The sequence below is a fragment of the Hydrogenophaga sp. FW305-3-2-15-A-LB1 genome (genome assembly GCF_058787875.1).
The window spans coordinates 1-14,676 of sequence record NZ_JBYTAE010000113.1; the positions used below are offsets into that span (position 1 = coordinate 1).

Genomic DNA, 14,676 nt, shown 5'->3' on the forward strand with positions numbered 1-14,676 from the left:
CGCCCCAGGAATTCGAGAACTGCCTGAACACGCTGCGCGCCCCCGCCCGCGCGGTGGGCGTGAGCGAGGCGACCTTCACGCAGCACACGCTGGGCCTGGTGCCCGACATGAGCGTGATCGACAAGCTGAACTTCCAGCCCGAATTCCGCACCGCGATCTGGGACTACCTCGCCGGCCTGGTGGACGAGCAGCGCGTGGCCGAGGGCCAGGCCATGCTGGCGCTGCACGCGGAGACGCTCAAGCGGGTGCAGGAGCGCTTCGGCGTGGACCCCGCCACGGTGGTGGCGGTGTGGGGGGTGGAGAGCAACTTCGGCCAGACCTTCGGCAAGTCGCCGCTGGTGCAGTCGCTGGGCACGCTGTCCTGCTTCGGCCGGCGGCAGGCCTATTTCCGCACCGAGTTCTACGCCACACTGCGCATCCTGCAGGCCGGGCACATCACACCCAACCGGCTGGTGGGTTCGTGGGCCGGCGCGTTCGGCCACACGCAGTTCATGCCCAGTACCTTCGAGCGGCTGGCGGTGGACTTCGATGGCGACGGCCGCGCCGACCTGATGGACAGCACGCCCGATGCCCTGGCCTCGACCGCGAATTTCCTCGCCAAGGCCGGCTGGCAGAGCGGCCAGCCCTGGGGCTTCGAGGTGAAGCTGCCCCCAGGCTTCAACGCCGGCAACGAAGGCCGCCGCACCAAGCGCACCATGGAAGACTGGGTGGCGCGCGGCGTGAAGCGGGTGGATGGTTCGCCCCTGCCGGCCAGCGGCAGCGCCGGCCTGCTCACCCCCGCCGGGCCGCAGGGGCCGGCCTTCCTGGTGCTGCGCAACTTCGATGCGATCTACAGCTACAACGCGGCCGAGAGCTATGGCCTGGCGATCGCGCACCTGTCGGACCGGCTGCGCGGCGGCGGCCCCTTCGTCACGCCCTGGCCCACCGACGACCCGGGCCTCTCGCGCGCCGAGCGCCGCGAGGTACAGACCCTGCTGATCGCGCGCGGCCACGACATCGGCGAGGTGGACGGCATGCTGGGCGAGAAGAGCCGCGTGGCGATCCGCGCCGAGCAGGAGCGCCTGGGCCAGGAAGCCAGCGGGCGCGCCGGCCAGAAGCTGCTGAAGGCGCTGCGCGGCGGCTGAAATCAGCGGCCCGCGCGGGCCAGGTTGCGCGCCAGGCGCTCGCCGGCCGCGCGCAGGCGCTCGTGCAGCGCGGGCGGCTCCAGCACGTCGAAGTCCACGTCCATCGCCATGAGCCAGTAGGCCAGCGAGTCCAGTGAATCCAGTTGGCCGGCGCCACACCGCATGAGACAGCGCGTGTCGTCGATGGCCTCCAGCGTGGCGGCCGAGGCCGGGATGGTGCGCGCCATGGCCTCGCGGGGCCGGTGCAGCACCACGCGCGCCTCGTCGCCGTGCTGCACCCCCGCCAGCGTGCCCGAGACATAGGCGCGCAGGTCGCCCGCCGGCGCGGCCCGTGGCGTGAAGTGCGCGCCGGTGCTCGGCGCGCCTTCCACGCGGTCGATGCGGAAGGTGCGCCAGTCGTCGCGCGCGGGGTCCCAGGCCACCAGATACCAGCGGCTGCCGGTGTGCACCAGGCCTTGCGGCTCCACCGTGCGCACGCTGCTCTGGCCGCGCATGTCGCGGTAGTGGAAGCCCACCTGCAACTGGTCGCGGCAGGCAACGGCCAACAGGGCCAGCACGCCCGCATCGATGGTCGGCCCGCCGCGCTGCAAGGGCACGATGGCCGAGCGCAGCGCGCCGGTGCGGCGGCGCAGCCGGGTGGGCATCACCTGCTCCAGCTTCACCAGGGCGCGCAGCGAGCTCTCTTCCACCCCGCTCACGGTGCCCGAGGCGGCCACCTGCAGCGCGATGGCCACGGCCAGCGCCTCTTCGTCGTCCAGCAGCAGCGGCGGCAGCGACTGGCCCGCGCGAAACGCGTACCCACCCGCCACGCCGCTGCTGGCGTGGATGGGGTAGCCGAGCTGGCGCAGGCGGTCGATGTCGCGCCGCAGGGTGCGGGGATGCACCTCCAGCCGCTCGGCCAGCTCGGTGCCCGCCCAGTGGCTGCGGGTCTGCAGCAGGGACAACACGCGCAGCAGCCGTGAAGACGACGAAAGCATGGCGCCACTCTACCTCGAATCGAGGGCCGAATCTGTCCTCAATAGGCGCGACATTGCAGGCACGTGCCCGACGCGGTGTCGGGCCGATGCTTCAACCCCCTTTCAGGAGTCCACCATGTCCCAGATCGTTCTCTACTGGCACCCCATGTCCAGCGCCACCCCGGTCGCCTGCGCCCTCGCCGAACTGGGCGTGAAACACGACCGCGTGAAGATCGACATCACGAAAGGCGAACAGCGCCGCCCCGACTACCTGGCCCTCAACCCCAACGGCAAGGTGCCCACCATGACGGTGGACGGCGCGCCCCTGTTCGAGGCGCTGGCGATCGAGATGTGGCTGGGCGAGACCTACGGCGTGAAGAAGGGCCTGTGGCCGGCCGAGGGCACGCCCGAGCGCCTGCAGGCGATGGCGTGGAGCACCTGGTCCTACGTGACCTACGGCGCGCAGCTGGTGCGCCTGCAGGCCGCGCGCGACATGGGCACGCCCGACGACGCCCACGGCACGTCGGCGCACAAGGGGCTGGACCAGTTGCTCGCGCTGCTGGACGCGCGCCTGGCGGCCCAGCCCTGGATGCTCGGCGCCGCCTATTCGCTGGTGGACCTGATCGTGGGCTCGGTGATCGGCTACAGCGCCTACATCGGCGCGCCGGTGGGCTCGCACCCGCACGTCGCGGCCTGGCTGGGCAAGGTGCAGGCCCGGCCGGCGATGCAGATCGACGCCTAGAGCTTCACCGCCGTGCCGCTCACGGCGACCATCATCATCCCGTTGGTCTCGCCGAGCACCTCGTAGTCGAAGTCGATGCCGATCACGCCGGTGGCGCCCATCTCGCGCGCCGATTCCATGAGGTCTTCCATGGCGGCATCGCGCGCGCCCGAGAGGGCGCGCTCGTAGCCCCCGGCGCGCCCGCCCACCACATCGCGCACCGAGGAGAACAGGTCGCGGAAGATGTTGGCGCCGATGATGGCCTCGCCGTGCACGATGCCCAGGTACTGCGACCGCTCCACGCCTTCCGGCGTGGTGGTGCAGAGGAAGAAGCCGTCCTTGCTCTTGGAAAACCAGCCCATGTGAACACTCCCGCAAACGCACCGCCCGCCGGGTGCCCGGGCATGGTACCGTGGGCCACACCCTCCACGAAAGCTCCCATGCCAGGCTACCAAGTCCGGACCGAGACCCTCAGCCTCGGCGGCGAAGACTGGCACATCCGTCGGCTGCTCGACGACCAGCAGTACACCGACACCCAGCACCACGCGGCCGACATCGGCCTGCCACCGGCGGGCTGGTCGCATTTCGGGCAGGTGTGGCCCTCCTCGCGCGTGCTCGCGCTGGCCATGCTCACGCACCCCATCGCGGGATTGCGCGTGCTGGAAATCGGCGCGGGCCTGGCGCTGGCCAGCCTGGTGATGCACCGGCGCGGCGGCGACGTGACGGTGAGCGACTGGCACCCGCTGACCGAAGAATTCCTGCGGCACAACCTGGCCCTCAACGGCCTGGGCCCCATGCCCTACCAGGCCGGCAACTGGGAAAGCACCGCCGCCACCGACAACCCGGCCCTGGGCCGCTTCGACCTCATCGTGGGCAGCGACCTGCTCTACGAGCGCCAGCAGCCGGCGCAGCTCGCGGCCTTCATCTTCCGCCACGCCGCGCCCCAGGCGGTGGTGATCATCGTGGACCCCGACCGCGGCAACCGCGCGGCCTTCGGCCGCGACATGGCCGCGCTGGGCTTCACGCTGAGCATGCAGGCGGCCGACCGGCTGCTGGAAGACGGCGAGGCCTACAAGGGCCGCTTCCTGAGCTTCACGCGCTGAGTTGCTGCGGCGCTCAGTGCGCGCCGCCCGCGTCCACGGAGCCGCCGAGCACCGGCTTGGAGAACCAGATCACCGCCACCAGCACGAAGAACAGCGCCGCCGAGAGGTAGAACAGGTCGGTCACGGCCAGCGTGAAGGCCTGCTGGTTGATCATGCGGTCGATGTTCGCCAGCGCCTGCTCGCGGCTCAAGCCGCTGCCCATGAGCTGGTCCAGCGTGGCCATGGCGGTGGCGTTGCCGGTGTGGATCGACTCCACCAGCTGCGCGTGGTGCAGCGAGGCCCGGCTTTCCCACAGCGTGGTGAACAGCGAGGTGCCCACCGCGCCGGCCGTGATGCGCACGAAGTTGGACAGACCCGCGGCCGACGGCGTCTGCTGCGGCTGCAGGCCCGAGAACACGATGGCCTGCAACGGAATGAAGAAGAACGCCATGGCCGCCCCCTGCAACAGCGTGGGGATCAGGATGGTCATGAAGTCGGCCTGGGTGTTGAAGTTCGAGCGCATCCACAGCACCGCGCCAAAGCCGAGGAAGGCCACGGTGGCGAGCTTGCGCGGGTCGATGCGGCTCACGTTCTTGCCCACCCAGGGCGAGAGCACGATGGCCAGCAGGCCCACCGGCGCCGTCGCCAGGCCGGCCCAGGTGGCCGTGTAGCCCATGTGCTGCTGCAGCCACAAGGGCAGCAGCACCACGTTGCCGAAGAACAGGCCGTAGGCGATGGACAGCGCGAGCGTGCCGGTGACGAAGTTGCGCCGCGCGAACAGGCGGATCTCCACGATGGGGTGCTTGTCGGTCAGCTCCCAGGCCAGGAAGAACAGGAAGCTCACCACCGCGACGACGGCCAGCGCGATGATCTCGCCCGACTCGAACCAGTCCAGCTCCTTGCCCATGTCGATCATGATCTGCATCGCGCCGACGAACAGCACCAGCAGCACCAGGCCGATCACGTCCAGCGGCACGCGGCGCGGGCCGGGGTCGCGGCTGCGGTAGATGGACCAGGTGAGCGCGGCGGCCACCAGGCCCACCGGGATGTTGATGTAGAAGATCCAGGGCCAGGAGATGTTGTCGGTGATCCAGCCGCCCAGCAGCGGCCCGGCCACGGGCGCGACCAGCACGGTCATGGCCCACATGGCCATGGCGGTGCCCGCCTTGGCGCGCGGGTAGCTCGCCAGCAGCAGCGTCTGCGACAGCGGGATCATCGGGCCGGCCACCAGGCCCTGCAGCACGCGGAACGCGATCAGCAGGCCGATGTTGGGCGCCAGGCCGCACAGCCAGGAGGCGACCACGAACAGCAGCACGCTCATGGTGAACAGGCGCACCTGCCCGAAGCGCTGCGTGAGCCAGCCGGTGAGCGGCACCGAGATGGCGTTGGCCACCGCGAACGAGGTGATGACCCAGGTGCCCTGCGCCGGGCTCACGCCCATGTCGCCCGCGATCGCGGGAATGGACACGTTGGCGATCGAGGTGTCGAGCACGTTCATGAACGTGGCCAGCGACAGCGCGAGCGTGCCCAGCACCAGCTGCGCGCCCTTGAGGGGCTCGAACACCGGTGGCGAGGCGCTCGGCGCGGGCGCCGGCGGTGGGGCCTCGGCGGGCAAGGCCCCCGAGGCGGGAAGGGCGTGGCTGTCGGCCATGGCGGTCAGCGCCGGTTCAACGGGCCAGGGCCACCGAGCCCGTGCTCACCGGAGCGGCCGGCAAGGCCGGCGCGGCGGGGGCGGCGGGCGCCCGCGTGGCGGCCGCCGTGCGCGACCCACCACCACCATGCTGGCCGATGATCTGCTGCACGCGCGTGTCGGCTTCGCGGTTGTCCTGTTCGAACACGGCGGTCTGCACCTCCTGCGGCGCGGCGGCCGCATCGGCCAGCATGCGGCCGTCGGTCTTGCTCACGTCCACGCGCGCTTCCATCGACAGGCCCAGGCGCAGCGGGTGGTCCACCAGTTCCTTGGCGTCCAGGCGCACGCGCACCGGCACGCGCTGCACCACCTTGATCCAGTTCCCGGTGGCGTTCTGCGCCGGCAGCAGCGCGAAGGCCGCGCCGGTGCCCGCGCCCAGGCCCTCGATGGTGCCGTGGTAGGTCACGTTCTTGCCGTACACGTCGGCGCTGAGTTCCACCGGCTGGCCCAGCCGCAGGTTCTTGAGCTGGCTTTCCTTGAAGTTGGCGTCCACCCAGACCTGGTCGAGCGCGATCACCGACAGCAGCGGCGAACCGGCCGGCACGCGCTGGCCCAGCTGCACGTTGCGGCGGGCCACGTAGCCGGCCACCGGCGCCTGCAATTCGACGCGCTTGAGCGCCACATAGGCCTCGCGCACGCGGGCCGACGCGCGCAGCACGCTGGGGTGCTGGTCGACCGCGATGCCTTCGGTCAGCGTCTGGTTCGAGGCCAGCTGTTCCTTCGCGGCGAGCACGGCCGCGCGGGCCGCCTCGGTGGCGCTGCGCGCGGCGGCGAGCTGCGCCGTCGCGTGCTTGAACTCTTCCTGGCCCACGGCACCCGAGGCCACCAGCGGCTGGCGCCGTGCCACGTCGTCCTGCAGGCGCTGCAGGTCGGCCTGCGCGCGCGCCAGGTCGGCTTCGCGCAGGGCGATCTGCGCGCTCTGGGTGCGGTTGTTGGCGTACAGCGTGCGCACCTCGCGCACCGTCTGCGCGAGCTGGGCCTCGGCCTGTTCGAGCGCGATCTTCGCGTCCGTCGGGTCCAGGCGCACCAGCCACTGGCCGGCCTGCACGTGGTCGTTGTCGTTGGCGCTGATCGCCACCACGGTGCCCGCCACCTGCGGCGTGATCTGCACCACGTTGCCCTGCACATAGGCGTTGTCGGTGGTCTCGTAGTGGTTGAGCACCAGGGCCCAGTAGGCGGCGTAACCCAGGCCGGCGGCGAGCACGACCGCGCTCACGGCGGTCAGGGCTTTCTTGCGGGCGGGGTTGCCTTGCGGTGCGGTGGTGTCGGAAGGGGTGGTCATGAGGGGCTCCGTTGGTCGGTGAGCAAGATGAAAAAGGAAGTCAGTGCGAGGCCGGGGTGTCGGGCGCGAAGCCGCCGCCCAGGGCGCGCACCAGCGCCACCTGGGTGGACAGGGCCCGCGCCTGCAGGTCCACGGTCTGGCGCCGCTGGCTGAACAGCGAGGTCTCGGCGCTGAGCACGGTGAGGTAACCGCTCAGGCCCGCGCGGTAGCGCTGGGTGGCGATGTCGTAAGCGGCCTCGGCGGCGCTGCGCGCCTGCGCCTGCTGCTCGCGCTGGCGCTCCAGCGACTGGCGGGCGTTGAGCTGGTCGGCGGTCTCGCGCACGGCTTCGAGCACCGCGCCGTTGTAGCTCTCCACCGCGGCGTCGAGGTCGGCCGTGCGGGTGCGCAGCTGCGCGCGCAGGCGGCCGGCGTCGAAGATCGGCAGGTGGATCGCGGGGCCGATGCCGTAGTGCTGGCTGCCCGAGTCCACCAGGCGGTCCAGCCCGATGCTGGACAGGCCCACGAAGGCGGTGAGGCTCACGTTGGGATAGAACTGCGCCTTGGACACGTCCACGCCCTTGGTGGCCGCCTCCATGCGCCAGCGCGCGGCGGTGATGTCGGGGCGGCGGCCCAGCAGGTCGGCCGGCAGCACCTCGGGCAGCACCAGGGTGCGCAGGGCCTGCAGGTCGGGTTTCAACTGGTCGTAGCTGGCCGGCGGCAGGGCCGCGAGCGCGGCCAGGGCGTGGCGCGTGGCCACGATCTGTTCGTCCAGCTGCTCGATCTGCACGCGCGCGTCGGGCAGCGCACCCTCGCCCTGCTTGAGCTCCACGCGCGTGTCCAGCCCGGCGTCCACGCGCTGGCGGATCAGGCCCAGCATCTGCTCGCGCTGGGTCAGGGCCTGCTGCGCCACCTCGCGCTGCGCGAGCAGGCGGCCGAGCTGCACATAGGTCTGCGCCACGTTGCTGGCCAGCACGTTGCGCGCGGCCTGCAGGTCGGCGGCGGCGGCGCGCTCGCTGCCCACGGCGGCTTCGATCGCGGAGCGGTGCAGGCCGAAGAAGTCGAACTCCCAGCTGCCGGCGATCTGCGCGTTCGCCAGCGTGCGCGTGGAGCCGCCCAGCGGCGCCGGGTAGATGCTGTTGGCGCTGAAGTGCTGGCGCGTGGCGTCGGCACTGCCGTTGATCTTCAGGCCGTCGTTGGCCTCTTCGCCGGCCGTGGCGGCCTGGGCGCGCCGCAGGCGGGCCTGCGCCACCTTCAGCGAAGGCTGGGCCTGCAGGGCCTGGTCGATCACCTGGGTCAGGGACACATCGCCCCAGCCGCGCCACCAGTCGGCGGGCACCAGTTCGGCGGTGGCCGCGCCGCTGCCGGCGGGCTGCGCCAGGCCCACGGCCTGCGGTTCCAGCACCGTGGATTGCGATTGAATGCCCGCGCTGCTGGCGCAGGCCGCGAGCACGGCGGCCAGGGCCAGGGTGCTCAGGGCGGCCACCGTGCGGCGTGCGGGGAATATTTGATGGGGCTTCATTTGCTTAGGCAAGTAATGGGGTCAACAAGTCGATGAGGCGGGAATTTTCACGAACGGTCCGTCAACCGGAGTCCTTCAGTGCCTCGCCCGTCTCGACCATGCGGCGCAGGTAACCCAGCAGCGCCTGCCACTCGGTCTTGCTGAAACCGGCGAGGTGCTGGTTCATCACATCGGCCAGCACCTCGGGCACGTGTTCCATGGCGGCCTTGCCCTCGGGCGTGAGCTCCACCACCACCACGCGGCGGTCTTCGGTGGAGCGCACGCGCGTGCACAGGCCTTTCTTCTCCAGGCGGTCGAGCAGGCGCGTCATGGCTCCGGCGTCGATCTGCGACCAGCGCGCGAGCTCGGCCACGGTGGCCGTGCCCTGCATGCGCAGCTTCATCAGCGGCCCCCACTGCGCGGTGGTGAGGTCGTGCAGGCACAGGCGCTTGTCGGCCTGGTAGACGATGGACATCATCACGCGCTTCATGAGGTAACCCACGCTCTGGTCGGGCGTGAAGTTGTGTCCGTCGTAGAAGGCGGGGGTCGGGGTGGTGCGAGGCATGCCGCGAATATACATGCCTAGGCAATATTTGTTTTGGCATCTTAAATAGCCACATTGAAAAAAAGGGAAAACATCACGTACTCGGCAGCTCAGTGCGCTGGAGATCCAAAGACCTGTTTTACCGTCCGTAGGATCCAGGCGTCGGCGGTATCCACATTGAAAGGGCACGCGTGTACAGAATCATTTCAGACATCGCGCAAGTAGAGGCGCTGGGGCTAAAACTCGAGAAAAAGCTGAAGGCGGCCTTTACCGAGCGGGAATCCCGTAAAGTGAATTGGCCCAAGGGAAGCAGCAAGAAGCGCCATCCGGCACCGCCAACGGGCGACGTCATGTTCCAACCCAGGAGCGGAATCCCCGCCCGCGCATGGTCACCTCGCAGGGAAAGTGGGACCAAGTACCGCAACTTCCTGTTGTTTGGCGAACCTCGCAGCAGCGACTCCATGAACATCGCTGTGCAGGTGAACTTTCCTCTCGGCACGTTTCACATGAGCAACGGCGGCGTCTTCCTGGAAGACGAACGCGGCCGCGTCTGGATTGGCCACACCGGGAAGATGACCCGCGTAACCGCGCTGAAGATTGCGCCTGTGCTCAAGGGGTTCGAAGGTCAAACCGTCATGGCGGCAGGCTATCGCCGTGAACAAGAGATCATCCTTCTCACCCGCCTGGATGGTGCCTCTCTCATTCGCGACCTATGGGCCTTTGCCAAGAAAGCGCGAAATGTCGCGGATGCAGTGCACGAGAACCGCCTTGCCCCATCGGCAAACGCCATCGGCAAACCATCAAAGCGCGCGCAAGCGGCCCTGGGAAAGCTGCACAAGTACGCCAAGGAGCACAGCGGGCGAGGAAAGCGAAAGGCCGTTGCCAAAGGGACGAGGGATGTGACTCACGGGGCGATCGTGGACGAACTTTCCCGGAAGGTGGGAGAAGGCTGTGCGGTCAAAAATTCAGGATTTGTGGATCTCGCGTTTACTTCGGGCAGCGCCATCGACTTGTTCGAGGTCAAGACATCGACAAGGCTTCAGGCGCTATACACATCCATCGGCCAGTTGGTCGTTCATGGCGTTGCGGTGGAGCGAGAGGCCCGCCTTCCCACGCGCCGCTATCTGGTGGTACCGGGCATGCCGCGGGAGGACGTCCTGTCCATCCTTCGTGAAGAGGTCAACGCCAATGTGATCACTTATCGGAAGACCCGATACGGATACGAATTCAGGGGTTTGCCGTCTGCAGCGCAATAGAAAACAAAAAGGCCCGCGATGCGGGCCTTTTGCATGAGGGCCTGGCCGCGTGGGCCAGGAGGCGATCAGCCGCCCTTCTTCGAGCGCTTGCCCGGGTTCTTCTTGCTGCGCGTGGCCACGCCGCGCTCCAGGCTCACGCGCTGGCCACGGCCGGGCGTGGTCAGGGTGACGCCAGCGACGGGCTTCGGACGGGGAGTGGCTTTGCGGTCGGCTTCGGTGACGATTTTGTTGCCCATGGCTGGTTCCTGAGAGAGATTGCAAAAGCCGCTATTAGGCCATAGACGCCGCGCCCTCTCCCACCACCCCTTTTCCCCGCACGCAGGCGGGCCCCGGGCACGCCACGCCAATACCCCGCGGCCTTAGTAGGTTTTTGCAGACAAAGTGGGGCAACGGCCCTAGCATTGATTCTGTAATGAATCAACGTTTCATATACAAAACACCCTAATCCACCCGCAGGTCCCCATGAACGACGCACTTCACGGCTCCCGCGCAACCGCCCCGACCAGCGGCGGTTTGCATCCCGCGATCGAATTCATCGGGGTGGACAAGCGCTTTCCCGCGCGGGGCAAGAACCCGGAAGTGATCGCCGCGCGCAACGTGACGCTGTCCATCCAGCCGGGCGAGGTGGTGTCCCTGATCGGCCCGTCGGGCTGCGGCAAGAGCACGCTGCTTAACATGGGCTCGGGCCTGGCCAAGGCCTCGGCCGGCACGGTCAAGGTCAACGGTGAAGTGGTCACCGGCCCCAACAAGCACGTCGCCTTCATGCTGCAGAAAGACCTGCTCATGCCCTGGCGCACGATTTCGCAGAACGTCGAGTTCGGCCTGGAGCTGCGCGGCGTGCGCGCCGCCGACCGCGCCGCCATCTCCGAGAAGCTGCTGGCCCAGTGCCACCTCAAGGGCTTCGGCAACAGCTACCCGCACCAGCTCTCCGGCGGCATGCGCCAGCGCGCCGCCATGGCGCGCACGCTCGCGGTGGACCCGATCGTGCTGCTGATGGACGAGCCCTTCTCCGCGCTGGACGCGCAGACCAAGATGATCCTGCAGCAGGACCTGGCGCGCACCGTGGCCGAGCACAAGAAGACGGTGCTCTTCATCACCCACGACCTGGCCGAAGCCGTCGCGCTGTCCGACCGCATCCTGGTCATGAGCGAGCGCCCCGGCACCATCGTCGAAGAGATCGTGGTCGACATCCCCGGCCGCGACAACCCGATGGCGCGCCGCAAGCACCCCGCCGTGGGCGACTACGTCTCGCGCCTGATGGACCTGCTCAAGCTCGACGCGCAGACCGACGTGCACTGACCCCCGCATTCCCATTCACCCACCTCCTGGAGTTGCCATGAAGATGACCCGCGCTTTCAACGGTACCCGCCGTGCCTGCCTGAGCCTGCTCGCCACCGCGGCGCTGGTCTCGCCCCTGGCGGCCCATGCCCAGCTGCAGGAGATCACCTACCTGCTGCCCGCGCCCGGCACGCTGCCCGCCTTCGGCCCCTGGATGCTGGCCCAGGCCAAGGGCTACTACGAGCAGGAAGGCCTCAAGGTCAACTTCGTCACCGCGCGCGGCGGCGTGGACGTGGCCAAGCAGATCGGTGCCGGCAACGCCGTCATCGGTGGCGCCATCGGCGACACCCCCATCATCGCCCGCGCCCAGGGCATCCCCGTCAAGGCCGTGGCCGTGCTCGGCGCCGGTTCGCTCACCCAGCTCGTGAGCCACAAGGACGAGAAGATCGAGAGCCCACGCGAACTCAAGGGCAAGACTGTCACCGTCCTGGCCTACACCGACACCACCTACTACGCCCTGCTGGGCATGCTCAGCAAGGTCGGCCTGACCAAGAACGACGTCAACATCCAGGCCGCCGGCCCCGCGGGCGTGTGGCAGCAGTTCGCCGCCAAGAAGGCCTCGGCCATGGCCGGCGTGCCCGACTGGACGGTGAGCGCGATGGAAGCCGGCGCGCAGGTCGACATCCTGCCGGCCGACATCTACTTCAAGAGCATGGCCCAGGCCATCCTCGCCTCCGACGAGACCATCGCCAAGAACCCGCAGCTGATCCAGAAGCTGGTGCGCGCCACGCTCAAGGGCATGAAGGACATCATGGCCGACCCCAAGGCCGCCACCGCCGCCTACGTGGCGCACGTGCCGGTGCACAAGGGCAAGGAAGCCAGCATCCAGAAGGCCTTCGAACTCTTCAACAAGTACGTCTACGCCGCGCAGAAGGTGCCCGGCACGATGGACGAGGCCCGCCTGGCCGAGCTGCAGAAGTTCTACGTCACCAACGGTGTGGTGCCCAAGGAGACCCCGGTCAAGGAGCTCTACACCAACCAGTTCGTGACGGCCAAGTGAGTCGCGCCGCCCTTCCCTTCCCGCATCCGAGAGTCGCGACATGAAAGACGTACTGCAGCGCTACAGCACAGCGCTCTGGAGCCTGCTGGTCCTGGTGGTGTTCATGGCGGTCTGGGAATACGTTCCCGGCCTGCTGGGCGTGCCGGAATTCGTGCTGCCGCCCTTCTCGCGCGTGTGGGAAGAAGCGGTCCGCATCTGGGGCACCGAGCGCCTGCTCTGGCACGCCGGCATCACCGGCGCGGAGGTCGTCATCGGCTTCATCCTGGGCTCGCTGCTGGGCGCGCTGATCGGTTACGCCCTGGGCCTCTCGCCCAAGGTGGAGGCCGTGCTCTCGCCCTACCTGCTCGCCCTGCAGATCGCGCCCAAGGTCGCGTTCGCGCCGCTGTTCGTGATGTGGCTGGGCTACACCATGTACCCCAAGATCCTGGTCGCGATCCTGATCGTGTTCTTCCCGGTGCTCATCAACGTGCTCTCGGCCATGCGCACCATGGACCACGACCTGATCAACCTCGCGCGCTCCTTCTCCGCCACCCGGCTGCAGGTGTTCCGCATGGTCGAGTTCCCGACCACGCTGCCGCCCCTGTTCTCGGGCCTGCGCATCGCCAGCACGCTGGCCGTCATCGGCGTGGTCGTCGGCGAACTCGTGGGCGGCAACATGGGCCTGGGCTACATGCTGGTGTTCTTCGAAGGCCAGGGCAACACCGCCGGGGTGTTCGTGGTCATCGGCGCGCTCACCGTGATCGGCATCGTCGCCTACTACGCCGTGGTGATCGCCGAGAAGCGCGTGCTTCACTACCTGCCCAGCGCCGAACGGCGCGTGGCCTGAGGAACACCATGGCACAGGAAATCCAACTCGACAACCGCCGCGTGCTCGTCACCGGCGCCGCGCGCGGCCTGGGCGCGAGCTTCGCCCAGTCGCTGGTGCAGGCCGGCGCGCGCGTCGTCATCAGCGACGTGCTGCACGAGGCCGGGCAACAGCTCGCGAAAGACCTCGGTCCGAACGCGCACTACGTGCCGCTGGACCTGCTCGACGCGGCCAGCGTGCGCGCCGGTGTGGACGCCGCCGCGCAATGGCTGGGCGGCCTCGACGGCCTGATCAACAACGCGGCCATCACCAACTCCGGCGGCAAGGGCATGGGCGAACTCAGCCCCGAGACCTGGGACCTGGTGATGGACGTGAATGTGCGCGGCACCTGGCTCGTCACCGCCGCCGCGCGCCCCCACCTGGCCGCCGCCGGTGGTGGCCGCGTGGTCAACATCGCCTCCGACACCGCGCTCTGGGGCGCGCCCCGCCTGCTGGCCTACGTGGCGAGCAAGGGCGCGGTGATCGCCATGACCCGTTCGCTGGCGCGCGAGATGGGCGAGGACGGCACCACCGTCAACGCCATCGCCCCCGGCCTCACGCTGGTCGAAGCCACCGCCTACGTGCCGCAGGAGCGGCACGAGCACTACCTCAAGGGCCGCGCGATCCAGCGGCCGCAGATCCCCGAAGACGTCAACGCCGCCGCCCTGTTCCTGCTGACACAGGCCAGCGGCTTCATTACCGGTCAGCTGCTGCCCGTCAACGGCGGCTTCACGATGAACTGAAAAGGAGAAAACGCATGAGCACAGCCACCATCACCAAACCCGCAGCGGCCAACGCGCCCGTGTTCAACGAACGCGGCCTGATGGACGCGAACATTCCGTCCGAGGCCGAGACGCAGCGCGTGATGATGCGTCAGGAAGGCCAGAGCTTCGCGCAGTGGATGGAGAGCCGCGTGGCGCGCAGGAGCACGCGCAGCTACGACTGGGACGCGCTGAAGTTCCAGGCCGACTACGACCCCAAGTACCGCCGCGCGCAGATGCGCTACGTGGGCACCGGCGGCACCGGCGTGAACAAGGACACCAACACCGTGCCCGCCGCCCACTTCACCTTCTCCACCATGGTGATCCCGGCCGGCAACATCGGCCCTTCGCACATCCACTACGACGTGGAAGAGATCTTCTTCGTCATGCGCGGCGCGATGAAGGTGGTCTGCGAGAAGGACGGCGAGCGCTGGGAAACCATCGTCGGCGAGCGCGACCTGATCTCGGTGCCGCCCGGCGTGTACCGCGAAGAGCACAACGTGGGCGACGAAGACGCGCTGATGTGCGTGATGCTGGGTTCGCCCAAGCCCATCACCCCCACCTACCCGCCCGACAGCCCCCTGGCCAAGATCAAGAGGTG

The 14,676-nt window shown here is 68.8% G+C and carries 16 protein-coding genes; 9 read left to right on the forward strand and 7 right to left on the reverse strand.

Features of this window, described 5'->3' with window-relative positions; all coding sequences use genetic code 11:
• Positions 1-1,124 (forward strand): lytic murein transglycosylase (locus AC3WPZ_RS25605; RefSeq protein WP_492442201.1); only part of this gene is annotated, 1,124 nt, incomplete at its 5' end.
• A 2-nt stretch (positions 1,125-1,126) separates the two neighbouring features.
• Here AC3WPZ_RS25605 and AC3WPZ_RS25610 read toward each other — a convergent pair.
• Positions 1,127-2,101 (reverse strand): helix-turn-helix transcriptional regulator, encoded by a 975-nt coding sequence (locus AC3WPZ_RS25610; RefSeq protein ID WP_444686924.1) that lies wholly within the window; start codon positions 2,099-2,101, stop codon positions 1,127-1,129.
• Positions 2,102-2,216: 115 nt separating this feature from the next.
• Here AC3WPZ_RS25610 and AC3WPZ_RS25615 point away from each other — a divergent pair, with 115 nt between their 5' ends.
• Positions 2,217-2,822 carry a glutathione S-transferase family protein gene (locus AC3WPZ_RS25615; protein ID WP_382156655.1) on the forward strand — a complete coding sequence of 202 codons (606 nt, stop codon included), beginning with the start codon at positions 2,217-2,219 and terminating at the stop codon, positions 2,820-2,822.
• Here the strand turns inward: AC3WPZ_RS25615 and AC3WPZ_RS25620 are convergent.
• Positions 2,819-3,163 carry a heavy metal-binding domain-containing protein gene (locus tag AC3WPZ_RS25620; protein WP_444686925.1) on the reverse strand — a complete coding sequence of 115 codons (345 nt, stop codon included), beginning with the start codon at positions 3,161-3,163 and terminating at the stop codon, positions 2,819-2,821. The genes AC3WPZ_RS25615 and AC3WPZ_RS25620 overlap by 4 nt on opposite strands.
• 78 nt (positions 3,164-3,241) lie before the next feature.
• On the opposite strand from AC3WPZ_RS25620, the gene AC3WPZ_RS25625 reads away from it, so the two are divergent.
• Positions 3,242-3,904, forward strand: coding sequence for a class I SAM-dependent methyltransferase (locus AC3WPZ_RS25625; RefSeq protein WP_382320674.1), 663 nt, complete (start codon positions 3,242-3,244; stop codon positions 3,902-3,904).
• Positions 3,905-3,917: 13 nt separating this feature from the next.
• Here the strand turns inward: AC3WPZ_RS25625 and AC3WPZ_RS25630 are convergent, their stop codons facing one another.
• From AC3WPZ_RS25630 to AC3WPZ_RS25645, 4 genes are all read right to left on the reverse strand, one after another.
• Positions 3,918-5,534, reverse strand: coding sequence for a DHA2 family efflux MFS transporter permease subunit (locus AC3WPZ_RS25630; protein ID WP_444686926.1), 1,617 nt, complete (start codon positions 5,532-5,534; stop codon positions 3,918-3,920).
• 16 nt (positions 5,535-5,550) lie between these two features.
• A complete protein-coding gene (locus AC3WPZ_RS25635) occupies positions 5,551-6,855 on the reverse strand; it encodes an HlyD family secretion protein (RefSeq protein WP_492442204.1) in 1,305 nt (434 codons plus the stop codon).
• Positions 6,856-6,895: 40 nt separating this feature from the next.
• Positions 6,896-8,353 carry an efflux transporter outer membrane subunit gene (locus AC3WPZ_RS25640; protein ID WP_444686928.1) on the reverse strand — a complete coding sequence of 486 codons (1,458 nt, stop codon included), beginning with the start codon at positions 8,351-8,353 and terminating at the stop codon, positions 6,896-6,898.
• Positions 8,354-8,414: 61 nt separating this feature from the next.
• A complete protein-coding gene (locus AC3WPZ_RS25645) occupies positions 8,415-8,897 on the reverse strand; it encodes a MarR family winged helix-turn-helix transcriptional regulator (RefSeq protein ID WP_382156641.1) in 483 nt (160 codons plus the stop codon).
• A 170-nt stretch (positions 8,898-9,067) separates the two neighbouring features.
• Here AC3WPZ_RS25645 and AC3WPZ_RS25650 point away from each other — a divergent pair, with 170 nt between their 5' ends.
• The gene (locus AC3WPZ_RS25650; protein ID WP_492442206.1) at positions 9,068-10,132 is read left to right on the forward strand and encodes a hypothetical protein; all 1,065 of its coding nucleotides are present in this window, start codon (positions 9,068-9,070) and stop codon (positions 10,130-10,132) included.
• Positions 10,133-10,197: 65 nt separating this feature from the next.
• Here AC3WPZ_RS25650 and AC3WPZ_RS25655 read toward each other — a convergent pair whose 3' ends face one another.
• Positions 10,198-10,368 carry a hypothetical protein gene (locus AC3WPZ_RS25655; protein ID WP_171020127.1) on the reverse strand — a complete coding sequence of 57 codons (171 nt, stop codon included), beginning with the start codon at positions 10,366-10,368 and terminating at the stop codon, positions 10,198-10,200.
• A 226-nt stretch (positions 10,369-10,594) separates the two neighbouring features.
• On the opposite strand from AC3WPZ_RS25655, the gene AC3WPZ_RS25660 reads away from it, so the two are divergent.
• From AC3WPZ_RS25660 to AC3WPZ_RS25680, 5 genes are all read left to right on the forward strand, one after another.
• The gene (locus AC3WPZ_RS25660) at positions 10,595-11,431 is read left to right on the forward strand and encodes an ABC transporter ATP-binding protein (RefSeq protein ID WP_382320679.1); all 837 of its coding nucleotides are present in this window, start codon (positions 10,595-10,597) and stop codon (positions 11,429-11,431) included.
• Positions 11,432-11,474: 43 nt separating this feature from the next.
• On the forward strand, positions 11,475-12,470 hold the full coding sequence (locus tag AC3WPZ_RS25665) for an ABC transporter substrate-binding protein (RefSeq protein WP_382163928.1): 996 nt from the start codon (positions 11,475-11,477) through the stop codon (positions 12,468-12,470).
• A 40-nt stretch (positions 12,471-12,510) separates the two neighbouring features.
• Positions 12,511-13,296, forward strand: a complete 786-nt coding sequence (locus tag AC3WPZ_RS25670; RefSeq protein ID WP_382156637.1) for an ABC transporter permease — start codon at positions 12,511-12,513, stop codon at positions 13,294-13,296.
• An 8-nt stretch (positions 13,297-13,304) separates the two neighbouring features.
• Entirely contained in the window at positions 13,305-14,057 is a 753-nt protein-coding gene (locus AC3WPZ_RS25675) for an SDR family oxidoreductase (protein WP_382320681.1), read from the forward strand.
• Between the two features lie 122 nt (positions 14,058-14,179).
• Positions 14,180-14,676, forward strand: a 497-nt coding sequence (locus tag AC3WPZ_RS25680; protein WP_382163926.1) for a cupin domain-containing protein, incomplete at its 3' end; no start/stop codon positions are given.